The organism is Microbacterium sp. LWH12-1.2 (assembly GCF_040675825.1).
Classification (GTDB): domain Bacteria; phylum Actinomycetota; class Actinomycetes; order Actinomycetales; family Microbacteriaceae; genus Microbacterium.
Genome location: NZ_JBEGIJ010000001.1, coordinates 2,685,000 through 2,699,393 on the forward strand (window position 1 = coordinate 2,685,000; position 14,394 = coordinate 2,699,393).

The 14,394-nt window shown below is 67.1% G+C and carries 17 protein-coding genes; 11 read left to right on the forward strand and 6 right to left on the reverse strand.

Annotation, left to right across the window (positions count from 1 at the left end):
• Positions 1 to 19 precede the first annotated feature (19 nt).
• From MRBLWH12_RS12735 to MRBLWH12_RS12760, 6 genes are all read left to right on the forward strand, one after another.
• Positions 20 to 862 carry an exodeoxyribonuclease III gene (locus MRBLWH12_RS12735; protein ID WP_363549450.1) on the forward strand — a complete coding sequence of 281 codons (843 nt, stop codon included), beginning with the start codon at positions 20 to 22 and terminating at the stop codon, positions 860 to 862.
• A gap of 10 nt (positions 863 to 872) precedes the next feature.
• Positions 873 to 1,682: a Cof-type HAD-IIB family hydrolase gene (locus tag MRBLWH12_RS12740; protein ID WP_341977116.1), complete on the forward strand. Its 810-nt coding sequence runs from the start codon at positions 873 to 875 to the stop codon at positions 1,680 to 1,682.
• Positions 1,683 to 1,778: 96 nt separating this feature from the next.
• On the forward strand, positions 1,779 to 2,108 hold the full coding sequence (locus tag MRBLWH12_RS12745) for a hypothetical protein (RefSeq protein WP_341977114.1): 330 nt from the start codon (positions 1,779 to 1,781) through the stop codon (positions 2,106 to 2,108).
• A gap of 3 nt (positions 2,109 to 2,111) precedes the next feature.
• Complete coding sequence (locus MRBLWH12_RS12750) at positions 2,112 to 3,347, forward strand: hypothetical protein (protein ID WP_363549454.1); 1,236 nt, start codon at positions 2,112 to 2,114, stop codon at positions 3,345 to 3,347.
• A 2-nt stretch (positions 3,348 to 3,349) separates the two neighbouring features.
• Entirely contained in the window at positions 3,350 to 3,940 is a 591-nt protein-coding gene (locus MRBLWH12_RS12755; RefSeq protein ID WP_363549457.1) for a hypothetical protein, read from the forward strand.
• Positions 3,937 to 4,446 carry a hypothetical protein gene (locus tag MRBLWH12_RS12760; RefSeq protein WP_363549460.1) on the forward strand — a complete coding sequence of 170 codons (510 nt, stop codon included), beginning with the start codon at positions 3,937 to 3,939 and terminating at the stop codon, positions 4,444 to 4,446. The genes MRBLWH12_RS12755 and MRBLWH12_RS12760 overlap by 4 nt, the downstream gene beginning before the upstream one ends.
• 12 nt (positions 4,447 to 4,458) lie before the next feature.
• Here the strand turns inward: MRBLWH12_RS12760 and MRBLWH12_RS12765 are convergent, their stop codons facing one another.
• The 6 genes from MRBLWH12_RS12765 to MRBLWH12_RS12790 form a co-directional block, all read right to left on the reverse strand.
• Positions 4,459 to 5,223, reverse strand: coding sequence for a hypothetical protein (locus MRBLWH12_RS12765; protein ID WP_363549463.1), 765 nt, complete (start codon positions 5,221 to 5,223; stop codon positions 4,459 to 4,461).
• A gap of 86 nt (positions 5,224 to 5,309) precedes the next feature.
• A complete protein-coding gene (locus MRBLWH12_RS12770; protein ID WP_363549466.1) occupies positions 5,310 to 6,623 on the reverse strand; it encodes a C2 family cysteine protease in 1,314 nt (437 codons plus the stop codon).
• Positions 6,624 to 6,625: 2 nt separating this feature from the next.
• Entirely contained in the window at positions 6,626 to 6,907 is a 282-nt protein-coding gene (locus MRBLWH12_RS12775) for a hypothetical protein (protein WP_363549469.1), read from the reverse strand.
• Between the two features lie 109 nt (positions 6,908 to 7,016).
• Positions 7,017 to 7,652: a dihydrofolate reductase family protein gene (locus tag MRBLWH12_RS12780; RefSeq protein ID WP_363549472.1), complete on the reverse strand. Its 636-nt coding sequence runs from the start codon at positions 7,650 to 7,652 to the stop codon at positions 7,017 to 7,019.
• On the reverse strand, positions 7,649 to 8,344 hold the full coding sequence (locus MRBLWH12_RS12785; RefSeq protein WP_363549475.1) for a winged helix-turn-helix transcriptional regulator: 696 nt from the start codon (positions 8,342 to 8,344) through the stop codon (positions 7,649 to 7,651). Before MRBLWH12_RS12785 ends, MRBLWH12_RS12780 begins: the two co-directional genes overlap by 4 nt.
• Position 8,345: 1 nt before the next feature.
• Positions 8,346 to 8,795, reverse strand: coding sequence for a VOC family protein (locus MRBLWH12_RS12790; protein WP_363551365.1), 450 nt, complete (start codon positions 8,793 to 8,795; stop codon positions 8,346 to 8,348).
• Positions 8,796 to 8,931: 136 nt separating this feature from the next.
• Between MRBLWH12_RS12790 and MRBLWH12_RS12795 the strand changes: the two genes are divergently transcribed.
• From MRBLWH12_RS12795 to MRBLWH12_RS12815, 5 genes are all read left to right on the forward strand, one after another.
• Entirely contained in the window at positions 8,932 to 10,197 is a 1,266-nt protein-coding gene (locus tag MRBLWH12_RS12795) for a sensor histidine kinase (protein ID WP_341977093.1), read from the forward strand.
• 11 nt (positions 10,198 to 10,208) lie between these two features.
• On the forward strand, positions 10,209 to 10,949 hold the full coding sequence (locus MRBLWH12_RS12800; RefSeq protein ID WP_363549478.1) for a response regulator transcription factor: 741 nt from the start codon (positions 10,209 to 10,211) through the stop codon (positions 10,947 to 10,949).
• Between the two features lie 89 nt (positions 10,950 to 11,038).
• Positions 11,039 to 12,214, forward strand: a complete 1,176-nt coding sequence (locus MRBLWH12_RS12805) for a benzoate/H(+) symporter BenE family transporter (protein ID WP_363549481.1) — start codon at positions 11,039 to 11,041, stop codon at positions 12,212 to 12,214.
• Between the two features lie 97 nt (positions 12,215 to 12,311).
• Positions 12,312 to 13,208 (forward strand): ABC transporter ATP-binding protein, encoded by an 897-nt coding sequence (locus MRBLWH12_RS12810; RefSeq protein ID WP_341977087.1) that lies wholly within the window; start codon positions 12,312 to 12,314, stop codon positions 13,206 to 13,208.
• Complete coding sequence (locus MRBLWH12_RS12815) at positions 13,205 to 14,293, forward strand: ABC transporter permease (RefSeq protein WP_341977085.1); 1,089 nt, start codon at positions 13,205 to 13,207, stop codon at positions 14,291 to 14,293. Before MRBLWH12_RS12810 ends, MRBLWH12_RS12815 begins: the two co-directional genes overlap by 4 nt.
• The last annotated feature ends 101 nt before the right edge of the window (positions 14,294 to 14,394 follow it).

Below are 14,394 nucleotides of genomic sequence, written 5' to 3' on the forward strand. Positions count from 1 at the left end.
CCGCAACTAGGCTGGACGCATGCGCTTGGCCACCTGGAACGTCAACTCCATCCGCACCCGTGTCACCCGCACCGTCGAATTCGCCGTGCGCGAAGACATCGACGTGCTGGCGATGCAGGAGATCAAGTGCAAGCCGGAGCAGTTCCCGTACGCGCAGTTCGAAGAGGCCGGGTACCACGTCGAGGTGCACGGCCTGAATCAGTGGAACGGCGTCGCCATCGCGAGCCGCCTCCCGATCACCGATGTGCAGACCGCGTTCGCCGGAATGCCCGGTTTCGCGAAGGGGCATGAGGGCCCAGACGCTCCGCTCGAGGCCCGCGCGCTCGGTGTGATGGTCGACGGCGTGCGGGTGTGGAGCCTGTACGTGCCGAACGGCCGCTCTCTGGACGACCCGCATTACGCCTACAAGCTGCACTGGCTCGAGGCGCTTCGCACCTCGACGGCGGCCGAGCTCTCGGTGAACCCCGAGCTGCCCTTGGCGCTGGTCGGTGACTTCAACATCATCCCGTTCCCGCACGACAACGGCGACCCCGACATCGTCGAAGGCGTGTCCACGCACGTGTCGCCGCTCGAGCGCGATGCGTTCTTCGCGCTCGCAGATGCCGGCGTCTCCGACGTCGTGCGCCCCCTCCTCCCCGAGGGCTTCACGTACTGGGACTACCAGCGACTGAAGTTCCCGCGCAACGAGGGCATCCGGATCGACTTCATCCTCGGTTCGCGCACGCTGGCGGATGCGGTCACCGGCGCATCCATCCACCGCAACGAGCGCAAGGGCGAACAGCCTAGTGATCATGTGCCCGTCGTCGCCGACCTCTCGTTCGGATCCGCGGAAGACGACGATCTGCCGATGATCTTCTCGTGAGCCGCTGCCTGTGACTGTGCGGCTGATCGCCACCGATCTCGACGGGACTCTCCTCGACTCGGCATCCACGGTCACGCCCCGCACGCGTAATGCTCTCGATGCGGCGCGGTCTCGCGGCATCCATGTGATTCCGGTCACCGCCCGGCAGCCGATCGGCCTGCGCGCGATCGCCGCCGATGCCGGCTTCGAGGGCTGGGCCCTGTGCGGTAACGGCGCCTACGGAGTGCACCTGACGAGCGGGCGGATGCTGTTCGCCGAGGAGCTGCCTCCCGAGACGATCCGCACGCTGGCCGAAGCGCTGCGCGCCAGCATCCCCGGTCTCCTCTTCGCGAGCGTGCGCGAAGGCGGCGAGACGTTCGTCGCCCAGCACGGTTACGCCGAGATCGCGCAGCTGACCGATCACAAGCGCGATCCGCGCACGATGGGCGGCGTGCCGCTCGATCAGGTATTGGCCGCTCCCAGCCTGAAGCTGGTCATCCGCCATCCCGAGCTGGCGCCGTCGGCGCTCTTCGACAAGCTGCGCTCTCTCGGCCTGGTCGGCTTCGAGGCCACCCTGTCGGGTGCGCCGTTCGTCGAGGTGATGGCCGAGGGCGTCACCAAGGCCACGGGACTCGCGCGCCTGTGCGAGCATCTCGGGATCTCACGCGCGGATGTCGTCGCCTTCGGAGACGCGCTCAATGACGTCGAGATGCTGCGCTGGGCAGGTCACGGCGTCGCGATGGCCGGTGCCGATCTGGTCGTACAGGATGCCGCCGACGAGATCGCGGCATCGAACGACGACGACGGGCTCGCCCGAGTCGTGGAACGGCTGCTGGGCTGACCCCGCTCGATGGGCAATTCTGCCCATCGCCCCTTCCCCGTCGCGCGCATACACTGACGACGCAGAACTACACCCATGCACCCCGGGGAGGACCATATGGGCAGCGGAGACGACGGCGTCAAAATCAGCCAGGAAGAGCTGGCAGCCACGCTCATCACGTTGGCTCAGACGATGGATCTGTTCGCGAACTTCGAGACCAAATTCTCGAACATGGCATTCAACGTGCCGTACTGGAGCAACCTCGGCCCGATCGATGACACGAGCGGCAACCTCGATCAGACCCTCGAGGCCCTCACCGACACCACCAAGGATCTGGCCGAGACCATCGCCCTCGATCTGGGCGCGTTCTTCAACAAGGTCGATCACGTACGAGACTCATGGGCCGAACTCGATGCCGCGCTCGCCCAGCTCGAGGGGAACGACTGACGTATGAGTGAGTACGGCATCGTCAAGAACGGCACACGAGTCGTCACCGTTCCCGACTATCGTCCGACCGAGACCGAGGCGGGCTCTCCCGTCCCCGACAACGACAGGACCGTCGGCGGCACATTCAACCTCGATGATGCGACCTACTTGGCGAAGAAGGCCGGCGAGATCGTCGTCATCGGCACTCAACTGCAGACAGCCGTCGTCACGCTGAAGAGGATCAGCGAAGCGACGGAGCTGGGAGACGGCGACTCCCTCGACGATCTGCGCAAGTACGCCGGGCAGTTCTCCGAGCAGTTCACACCGCTCAGCGACAATCTGATCTCGATCGGTTCCGCCCTTCTCATCTACGCCTACGGACTCGAATGGATGATCCCGCAGTGCGTTCGCCTCTCCGAGCGCATGCCGGAACTGTGGCCACCGATCTGGCAAGCCAACGAAGAACGCGAGACGGTCAAGGAGAAGAACGACGGCCAGTACGGCCCTTTCGACCCTGAATCCGAACAGGGCAAGGAGATCTACGCCGCTCAAGCAGCTCTCGACAAGGCTGTGGCGAACTGGGACGCGAAGGGCGAGCGGATCGACACGCTCTGGGCCTCGTGGATCGACCTCCACCAGGTGGCCAACAACGCCGTCAGCACGGGCCTCGACGATCTCAGGTGGGATGACGTCATCAACGAGACGTCCGACAAGATCTACTCGGTGGCCAAGTGGATCGCCAAGTATGCGGGAATCGTCTCGCTCGTGCCGGTGCCCGGCGTCCAAGAGGTCTTCGGCGGCATCGCACTGACAGCCGGCGGCGTCGCGCTCTACATCTCCATCGACCAGGCCATCGACGGCACCGGGACGTGGGGGGACGTCGTCACTGACGGCATCGACGTCATCCCGGTCACCGACATCGCCCTGCTGAAGGACATCGCGAAGATCCCCGGGGTGGCCGAGCAGCTCGTCCGAGCAGGAGGCAAGGGCCTCGACGTCGATGACGCCGCGCTCCGGGCGCTGGTGGACAAGTGGAAGCGGCAGTACGGTCATGCAGTCCGGACCGAGGGCCTCAGCGATGAGCGGATCAAGGACTCGTTGGCGGCGTTCCTCGAACAGCAGGTCAAGGCCGGCGCAGGTTCGCGGGTGCCCAAGCCCGACCAGCCGTCAGGCGGCGACGTCGACTACCCGACGGCCGACGAGACCGAGGAACTTCGTCGTGAGGCGGAGCGCATCGCTCGCAGGCGGAAGAGAGACTGATCATGCCGGCGCAGGCTCTGCTGTTCGACCCGCCGCGCGGTGTGCTCATCGTCTCGGGGGCGGCCGCTCCCGAGGAGTGGGTGTCACACCTCCCCGAAGACGTGCCGGAGGCGGAGCGCCTCCGCGTGGCGACCTCGATGGCGCAGGAGGCTGCTGGCACGGACGCGACCGTGGTGCTCGTCTGGCCGGAGGGGGTCGCCCCGTTCGGGCTGTGGATCCAGATCACGTCGATCTCGAACATTCGACTCGCCCGCGATTTCGTCCGCGGCGATGCGGACGGCTGGATCGGGCCTCTGCAGGCCGCGCTGATCGGCCAGGGACTCGAGTGGTTCTCACCGGCAACCGATGAGGATGCGGCATCCAGATGGTCGGCGGTCTTCGCCGACGACGATCTCTTCGTCCACCCGACCCTGAGCGCACCGTCGTTCTCGGATCTCGTGATGCGACGCTCGTTCGTCGAGAGCATGGTGCTCCCCTCGCTGGTGATCGCGGAGGGCTCCGAGCTCTGGCGCTCCGACCCCGCACTCGCCTCCGATGTGATCGTGGCGAAGGAGAGCTGGCCGCAGTTGGCCGGCGCCGAGGCCACGGCATGACCGCCTCACTGCGCCAGCAGCTCACGAGCGTCGAGCCGAGCTACGAGATGCCCCTTCACGACGGTTGGGAGCGGATGACCGCAGACGACCCGCGACTGGCCGAACGATGGCCGACGGGCGTGGGCTCGCTGCGCGTTGACTCGATCGTGGCAATCATGATGCCGGTGAACCGCGAGTCGCCCCTGGCCTTCCCGATCATCGAACGGCATGTCCGCGGTGAGAGGTTCGGCACGCTCGACGCGCTGGTCGACGAGCGCATCGCTGCCGGCGCCCAGGCGGCCCTCGGCGACACAGCGATCCTGAGACACCGCACGCTCGAGGCGAGCGCCGGCACCGAGGGCTACGTCGTGCGTTACCTGCTCGCGACTCCCGGTTCCGGGCGCCGACGCGGCGTGGAGTTCCTCGTCGCGTTCCCGAAGCTCCGGGACGAGAAGCTTCAGCCGCTCGAGACGTTGTACGACGGCATCATCGCCTCGGGCTCGTGGCGCATGCCCGGCGGGCAGTGACCGCGGCTCCGGTCAGCCCACCGGAACCTTGTTGGTGCTGATCGAACTCGGATTGACCGTGTTGATCACCGTGGGGGTGCCGCTGGACGTATCGATGAAGAAGACGCCGGTCTGCCCGTCGTCCTTCACCGGGAACGCCCACGTGCCGCCGGCCACATCCGGCTGCGGCCCCTGCACCACATCGAGCGGTTCGGGCATCTCTCCCTTGAGCACCTCGATCGGTTTCAGGGTCGCCGATGCTGCGTAGTCCGCCGGCGGAGTGTGCACCACGATGTCGTCGTCGGCGCCGCGTGCGCTGGCGAAGACGATGATGTCTGCCTGCGCGGTCCATGCCGCCAACTCGTCCTTCGTCGCGCCGGGCGCGTGTTCCGGGAGTCCTGCGAGCACACGTTCGAACTTCTGCCAGTTGCCCCAATCGTCATGCACTCCGAGGTTGCCGAACAGCTCGTACCCGGCGTCATCGGCGCCCTTGAGGACGAATATCCCCTCGTGCCGGGAGTCGTAGGAGAACGTCGACTGGTCGGTGAGGTAGTACGCGGTGCCGGCGGGCTTCGACACGGTGATCGTCGCCGCAGCGTCGCCCTTCAGGATGTCGTCGACTCGCACGATGGCCGTCTGCGCGGGGAATTCGTCGGCATCGGGATCCTCCACAATCGGATCGACCGACTCGACCGTGCCGAAGGCGATCACGTCGGCGCCGGTGACAAGTTCGCTGATGGGTTCGGAGGGATTCGGAGCGGAGACACCCTGTGTCGTCGATGGCTGCGGGGTGGGCATTGCGTCCTCCTCAGGAACGGGACTGCACGCGGTGAGAACCATCAGTGCGGCGACGATCGCCGCGGGGCCCTGCCACTTGGACGTTTTCATCGGTTCGCGATCGCGACGTCGGAGAACGAGTTCGCGAACTCCTCCATGGTCATAGTGAAGTATCCGTCGTCGGGGTTGTTCAGCACACCACCGGCGTCGGCGATCTGGGATTGGTGATTGTTGTTGTGGCCCCACGGATTGCGGATCACGACGTACTGCTCGCCGTCGACCTCGTATGTCTTGGTCACGGTCAGCGCATGGCCGCCACCCTCGAACCCGAGCTGGCCGTTCGATGCGGTGGCGACGACCGGGCGTCCGCCGTCGAGGGCGTCCTGCACCGCGTCGTAACTGTCTTCGATGTCGTTTCCGCCGGTCGCGAAGTCCCAGAAGCCGGATTCATCGTCCTTCTTGTCGGCACCGTGGCCGAAGATGTCTTCCATGACGTCGTGGGGCCATCCGCCGTTGTTGAACTCGTCGTAGCTGCCCTCGTGGACCACGTATGCGGCTTCGATGACGCGCACCCAGTCGGCCTGGTCGTTGTCCAGGAGCTGATCGCTGCTGACCGTGATGTCGCCATCGGCGAAGTGCACGGTGTACGTGCCGTCAGGGTTGACGGTGATCATGTCCTTGATCTTCTGCGGGTCGCCATCGGCGAGGCCGGCGAGCACCGACAACAGGTAGCAGTCTCCCGCGCCGCCCTGGTGGACGTCTTCGGGGTCGGGGTCGCCGTTCGGATACAGGCCCGACGCGCCCGGGAGCTTCTCTCCCGACCGGATGGCTTCGAGATCAGGGTCCGAGAGGCAGGAAACCGCCTGGTCGTAGACCGATCGCCAGTCCACGAACATGTTGTTCCACTTCGCGGCGACCTCGTCCCACGCTGCTTGGGCATCCCAGATGTCTGCTTCGAGTTGCTGACGCTTCTCCACCTGATCGTCGTAATCGGGGTCGCCCTCGATGAGAATCTCACCCTCGGCGTACTCGCTCCGCAGGTCCTTCAACGTCGTCCAGCGCTCTTGACACTGCACCGCGAGGGCGTTCAAGCCCTCCTGACACCCGACCGTATCCGAGCCGTAGGTGTGCAGCGCGTTCCCGATGGGTCCGTAGATGGCGCCGGCGACGGCGATCCGTTCGGCGGCGTCGCCGATCGAGGATCGCAGCTTCTCGGCGGCTTTCCCGGTGATGCGCCAGTCGGACATCTCGGAGTCCTTGATCGTGCGCAGCTGCGAGGCGAGCTGGGTCATCACGTTGCCGTGATCGGCCATCTTGCGGCCGCTCGACGACACGGTGTCGGGCTCGCCCTTCATCGAGCGGATCTGCTCGCCCGTGCCCGCGGCCTCGCCTGCGGTACCTGGTTCGACGTTTGCAGCCACGGTCAGAACCACCTGTCCAGTCCGTAGTACGAGTCGACGACATCGCCGATGTAGGCCGAGATGTCTTCGAGCGTCGAGATCAGATCTTCGCGCTTCGGCTCCCACGAGCCGCAGAAGTCACCGGCCAGGCCGCTCAGCTCTGCCTTGTCGAACGGCAGGTCGATCGCGCCCGCGATGTCGGCGCTGCGCTCGGGCGCATCCTCCAGCTCGGCGATCGCCGTCTTGATGGAATCACGAACGCCCGTCAAGAGGTCGTAATCGATGATGACCTTGTCTGCACTCATTCCCGCACCCCCCGCGCGTCGTCATTGATGACGCTACCCGACGTGGTCGTCCGCACCGATGGGGAGAAGTCCCCATCGGTTTCTATGTGCTCGTGAGGTCACCCGACAGTCACTCGAACGTCCCCACTCCCGGCACCCGGTCGGTCCGCCCGAAGCGCAGCAGCGTGACTCCCCCGTCATCGGCGACGGGCGGCTCGAGCAGTTCGAGAACCGAGGGCATCGCGCCGTCGTCGAAGACCTTCTTGCCTGCGCCGAGCAGGATCGGATACACCCACAGATTGAGTTCGTCGAACAGCCCTTCGCCGAGCAGCGTGTGCACGAAGTCGACACTGCCGATCACGTGCACCTCCCGATGACGGGCACGCATGTCGGCGATCTCGGAGGCCAGGTCGGCCCCGACGCGTGAGGATCCCTCCCACTCGAGCCCTATGCCGGCGTCCCTCGACGCGACGTACTTCGGCACACGGTTGAAGAGCTTGCCGATGTCGCCCGACTCGCCGTCCGCGTGGTGCGGCCAGTACGAGGCGAAGATGTCGTAGGTGCGCCGCCCCAACAGCAACGCGTCGAGGCCGGCCATCCCCTTCATCACCTGGTCGCCGACGCCCGAACTCGGGTGCCCTGCCTGCCAGCCGCTGAAGCGGAAGCCGCCCGAAATGTCCTCGTCGGTGCCACCCGGTCCTTGGGCGACACCGTCGAGGGTGGTGAACAGGTCGATGATGATCCGTCCGGATTCTGCAGTGCTCATGCCACGCTCCTCTGCGCGATCAGCGGTGCGATGTGGAAGGTACGGGCGAACGACTCCAGCCACGAGACCTCGCCGCGCACCACGGCGAGGAGGTCCTGGGCGATCGCCTCGGCCGGCGTCACGTCGCCGCCGATCAGGTGACGGATGCCGGGACCGGCGACGATCACGGCATCCGCCTCGCTCGACGGCAATGCTCCACCGACCGGCGGGGCGGGCGGAGCGAGCTGATACACGCGCAGCGCACCGTCGCGCACCGAAGCGCGCAACGCGACCTCGCCGACGTGCAGTTCGTATTCGGCATCCGTCGCCTCATCCGGCTGGAACGCCGTGCGCAACGCCATCGTCAGCGAGTCAGCGGTGACCACGTCATCGGGCGACGGGTCTCCCATCGTCTGGAAACCCCACCGGCCGAGCGCGAGGACGACCGGTTCGAGCGCACGTCCGTAGGGAGTGAGCTCGTAGACGAGACCGCAGTTCATCAGCGGAACGCGGCGCACCACCCCGCCCTCCTGCAGCTCCTTCAGACGCGTGGACAGGATGTTGGTGGGGATGCGCGGCAGGCCCTGCTTGAGATCGGTGTAGCGACGGGGACCGACGAGCAGATCGCGGACGATGAGCAGCGCCCACCGCTCCCCGATCAGCTCGACGGCCGTCGTCACACCGCAGTACTGGCCGTAACTGCGCGCGGCCATGTCAGACCGATTCGGTGGCGCTCTGTTCGGCCAAGTAGGCCTCAGGCCCCTGCTCTGCGGCCTGCTCGCTCATGTACATGAACTCGAGCACGTTGCCGTCCGGGTCCTCCAGGTCGCGGGAGTACATGAAGCCGTAGTCCTGCGCGTCCTTCGGCTCGGTCCCACCCGCGGCGAGGCCAGCCGCGAGAACGGCGTCGACGTCGTCGCGGGATTCGCGGCTGAGGGCGACGAGCACCTGGGCGCTCTCCTTCGCGTCGACGACCGTCTTCTCCGTGAAGGTGCCGAAGAACTCACGAGTGAGGACCATGAAGAACACGTCCTCGCTCCAGACGATGCAGGCCGCGTTCTCGTCGGTGAAGAGCGGGTTGATGTCGCATCCGAGCGCCGTGTAGAAGGCCTTGCTGCGCTCGAGGTCGGCGGTGGGCAGGTTGACGAAGATCTTGGTCACGATGACTCCTCTGTCGGTGATGTCCGGTCCGGACAGGATCGATACTTGCAAAAAGCAACCAAGCTTGTCAATAGCAAGTTCTGCGCGAATCCATCGCGCGGGGGATGTCGGCGGCATCCACCCCGCATACGGTGGAAGGATGCCCACCGCCCCGTTCACCCGCACCCCGACCCCGCGAGAGCTGCGCAGCGACCTCGTGCTCGCGACGGTGATGTTCATCGGGGCGATCCTCAGCGCTGCGCTGTCGACCATCGCCGAGATGTACGGCAAGGAACAAGCCGAGCCGTGGACGGCGCTCGTCTACGCTGTCGCGGTCACCGCCCCGCTCGCCGTGCGTCGCCGCTGGCCCGGAATCGTCGCCGTCGTCGTGGTGCTGGCCTACTTCTTCGCGATCACGTTCAAGGTGCCGGAGATCTACGTCGGCAACATCGCAATGTTCGTCTCGCTCTACACAGTCGGCGCCTGGATGAACAACAGACGTCGCGCCTTCATCGTGCGGATCGCCATCATCCTCGGCATGTTCGTCTGGCTGATCATCGTCATGTACCGCGACGCGATTGACGAGGCGAACAAGGCGGAGATCGCCGCCGGTGCATTCTCGCCTTACGTCGCGTTCATGCTCATCCAGATCCTTCTGAACGTGCTCTACTTCGGCGGTGCCTATTACTTCGGCGAGCGCTCCTGGATCGCTGCCTCCGAGCGCACGGCGCTCGAGCACCGCACGATCGAGCTCGAACGCGAGCGCGAGGTGACCGCCGCGCAGGCCGTCGCACTCGACCGGGTAAAGATCGCCCGCGAACTGCACGACGTCGTCGCCCACCACGTCTCGGTGATGGGGGTGCAGGCCGGGGCCGCGCGGATCGTGCTCGACCAGGACCCGGAGCAGTCGCGTCGCATCCTCACCGGCATCGAATCGTCGGCCCGCGACGCGATCCACGAACTCCGACAGCTTCTCGAAACCCTCCGCACGCCCGGCGGAGAGACGACGGATGCCGCCTCCACACTCGGCCTCGATGACATCGGCGATCTGGCTGAGGCATCCACCGAAGCCGGGCTCCCGACCGACTACACCGTGATCGGCGAACCGATTCCGGTACCCTCGCTCGTCGCCGTCAACCTGTACCGCATCGCGCAGGAGTCGCTGACCAACGCCCGCCGCCATGCCGGCGCCGGGGCGACCGCCGACGTCCGCGTGCGGTACGCGGACGACAACGTGGAAGTCGAGATCGTCAACACCGGGCGAGCAGTGACGGCGCTCCGCCCCGGCCTGGGTCAGCTCGGCATGCGCGAGCGCGCCATCGCCTCCGGCGGCACGATCGACCTCGCCCCGCGCCCACTCGGCGGTTTCCGGGTGCGGGCGACCGTCCCGCTACCGGCCCGCCCGACCACGACCACCACCGCGTGAGGACCACCCGCATGTCCGACTCCCCCATCCGTGTGCTCCTCGTCGACGACCACGCGATGCTGCGCGCCGGCTTCCGCACGATCCTCGACAGCCAGCCGGACATCACCGTCGTCGGCGAGGCGTCGACCGGCGCCGAGGCCGTCGCCCAGGCATCCGCCCTCCGCCCCGACGTCATCACGATGGACGTGCAGATGCCCGACATGGACGGCATCGAAGCCACCCGGCTGATCGTCCGCGACCCCGAGGTCTCTGCGGCGATCGCGATCGTCACCACCTTCGACCGCGACGACTACCTCTATCAGGCACTGGATGCCGGAGCGAGCGGCTTCCTGCTGAAGAACGCCGGAGCTGAGGATCTGATCACGGCCGTGCGCGCGCTGGCCGCCGGTGATGGGATGCTGGCGCCCGAGGTCACGCGTCGGGTGCTGGCGAGATTCGCCGCGGCCGGGGCCAGCCCCGCATCCGTTCCGGTCGCAGTTCCTGCGGCTTCAACACCCCGGGAACCCGCACAGAGTGCGACCGGAGCGGGCACGGCCCGGATGCTTCCCGATCCGCTTCCGGAGCCGCTCACCGACCGCGAAGCCGAAGTGCTCACGCTTCTGGCCGACGCCCGCAGCAATGCCGAGATCGCAGCCGTGCTGTTCATCGGCGAAGCCACCGTGAAGACGCACGTGTCGCGCGTCCTGCAGAAGCTCGGCGCCCGCGATCGCGTGCAGGCCGTCGTCCTCGCGCACCGGCGGGGAATGGCCTGAGCGCTTTCCGTTAGCGGCGACCGGGCTCGACGCGGAGCCTGCCGGAACGACCGATAGCCTCGGAGCATCCGTTCCCGTCCGAGGCACCCATGACCATCACCACAGCTCCGCTTTCCCGCCCCATCCTCGCGGGGATCGTCACCGCGCTCGTTGGCTTCACGAGCGCGTTCGCGGTAGTTCTCACCGGACTCAGCGCGGTCGGAGCGACCGCAGGCCAAGCCGCGAGCGGCCTCCTCGCGGTCTGCCTGACCATGGGACTCGCGTGCATCGTGCTCGCCTGGCGGTACCGGATGCCGATCACAGTCGCCTGGTCGACACCGGGCGCCGCGCTCCTCGCCGCCACCGGCACGGTCGATGGCGGCTGGCCGGCTGCCGTCGGCGCGTTCCTCGTCACCTCGGTGCTCATCCTCCTCACCGCACTGTGGCCGGCGCTCGGAGGGCTCATCGCGCGCATCCCTCCGTCGATCGCGCAGGCGATGCTCGCCGGTGTGCTGCTGCCGTTGTGCCTCGCACCGATCACCGGGATCGTCGCGAACCCCTGGGGCGTGGTGCCGGTGGTGCTGACCTGGCTGATCTTCGCTCGGCTCGCACCACGCTGGGCTGTGCCGCTCGCCTTCGTCGCCGCCGCGGCGGTCGTCGCAATCTCGCTCGTCCAGAAGGGCGCGCCCGTCGAGCTCGGGCTGCTGCTGCCGCACGTCGAACTGACCGCGCCCACGTTCACCGTCGGAGCCCTCGTCGGCCTCGCGCTGCCGCTGTTCATCGTCACAATGGCCTCGCAGAACGTCCCTGGTATCGCCATCATGCGCAGCTACGGCTACGAGGTTCCGTGGCGACCGGCGATGCTCGTCACGGGCCTCGGCACCGCGATCGGCGCACCGGCCGGAGGACACGCGATCAACCTCGCGGCGATCAGCGCCGCACTCGCGGCATCGCCCGATGCCGACCCCGATCCTGCGCGACGCTGGGTGGCCGGCGTCTCGACCGGAGCGTCGTACCTCGTATTCGGCGGGTTCTCGGCGGCGTTCGCCGCGCTCGTGCTGCTCGCGCCGGAGGCCGTGATCCCGGCCGTCGCCGGTCTCGCGCTGTTCGGTGCGTTCGGCTCCTCGGTGCAGCAGGCGATCGACGACCCCGGTGAGCGCATCCCCGCCGTCGTGACGTTCCTGGTCGCCGCATCCGGCGTCGCGATCCTCGGGGTCAGCGCCGCGTTCTGGGCTCTGATCGCCGGGCTCATCGTGCGCACCGTGCTGCACGCCGGCCGCCGCTGAATCCGATCCGATCAGGTGCTGTCCACCGCACGGGGGACGCCACACGATCAACCGCGTGGGGGATGCCGGCGACACCCCGCATCCCTAGCGTGGAGACATGACCACAGGACAGCTCGAACTCCACGGCATCACCAAGAGCTACGGCTCGCGGCGCGTGCTCGATGACGTCTCGTTCCCCGTCGCCCCAGGGCGACTCACCGGCTTCGTCGGCGGCAACGGAGCCGGCAAGACCACCACGATGCGCATCATCCTCGGCGTGCTCGCCACGGATGCCGGGCGCGTGGATCTCGGCGGCTCGCCCGTCACCACCGACGACCGCCGCCGCTTCGGCTACATGCCGGAAGAGCGCGGGCTCTACCCGAAGATGAAGGTGCTCGAGCAGATCGTCTACCTCGCCCGCCTGCACGGGTTCAGCAAGGCGGATGCCACGGCCCGGGGAACCGAGCTGCTCACCGAACTCGGTCTCGGCGAGCGCCTGAACGACACGATCGAGTCGCTCTCGCTCGGCAATCAGCAGCGCGCGCAGATCGCCGCCGCCCTGGTGCACGACCCGAAGGTGCTCATCCTCGACGAGCCGTTCTCCGGCCTCGACCCGCTTGCCGTCGACGTCGTCGCCGGCGTGCTGCAGGCCCGCGCAGCCGACGGCGCCGCCATCCTGTTCTCCTCGCACCAGCTCGATGTGGTCGAGCGGCTCTGCGATGACCTGATCATCCTCGCCGGCGGCACCATCCGGGCATCCGGCTCCCGTGATGCCCTGCGCGCCGAGCATGCGAACGACCGCTACGAGCTCGTCTCCGCCGGGGATGCCGGCTGGTTGCGCGCGGAGCCCGGCGTGACCGTCGTCGACTTCGAGGGCGGATACGCGCTGTTCGACGCCGATGGTGCCGAGACGGCGCAGCGGGTACTGCGCTCTGCCGTCGAACGCGGTGACGTCGCCAGCTTCGCCCCGCAGCATCCATCCCTCGCCCAGATCTTCAAGGAGGTCATCCAGTGAGTACTCCTGCCCCCGTCCGCGAGACCAACGCCATCTGGCTCGTCGCCGAGCGCGAGATCGGCTCGAAGCTGCGCAGCAAGACCTTCATGATCTCCACCGGCATCCTGCTGCTGATCGCACTGGCCGGCATCCTGATCGGCGGCTTCGCGAGCAAGAACCCGGAGGCCACGAAGATCGCTGTGACCTCGGAGACGGCATCCGTCGTCGAGGCCCTGCCCAACGTCGCGATCACCGAGGTCGCGGATCGGGCGGATGCCGAAAAGCTCCTGCGCTCCGAGAAGGTCGAAGCCGCGGTCCTCCCCGGCGACGGTCCCCTCGGATACACGGTGATCGCGCTGGAGAATGCTCCGGACTCGATCGTGATGGGTCTCGCGGAGGCACCGGAAGTGGAGATCCTCGAACCGGCGACGACGAACCCCGCCCTGCGATACCTCATCGCCCTGGGCTTCGGGATCGTGTTCCTGATGGCGGCCTCGACCTTCGGCGGCACGATCGCTCAGAGCGTCGTCGAGGAGAAGCAGACGAGAGTGGTGGAGCTGCTCATCTCGGCGATCCCGGCTCGCACGCTGCTCGCCGGCAAGGTCGTCGGCAACACCGTTCTCGCCATGGCTCAGATTCTGGCGCTGGCGGCGATCGCCACTGTCGGCCTCATCGTCACCGGACAGACGGAGGTGCTCGCGACCCTCGGATCACCGATCATCTGGTTCGCCGTCTTCTTCCTGTTCGGCTTCATCCTGCTGGCATCGCTGTTCGCCGCTGCGGCATCGATGGTGTCTCGACAGGAGGACATCGGAGCGACGACGACGCCGATCACGATGCTCGTGATGGCGCCGTACTTCCTCGTGATCTTCTTCAACAACGATCCTGTGGTGCTGACGATCATGTCGTACGTGCCGTTCTCGGCACCGGTCGGGATGCCGATGCGCCTCTTCGTCGGCGAGGCGCAGTGGTGGGAGCCGATCCTGTCGCTGCTCATCCTGATCGTGAGCTGCGTCGCAGCGATCGCGGTCGGCGCGAAGATCTACGAGAATTCCCTGCTGCGCATGGGGGCGCGCGTGAAGCTCACAGAGGCGCTGCGCGGCTGATGGCCTTTCGCGAGACCCCCTGTTATCGCCGAGACCCCCTGTTGCAGACGTCTGCAGCAGGGGGTCTCGGCGCGAAGTGGGGGTCTCGACGAGCTGAGGCT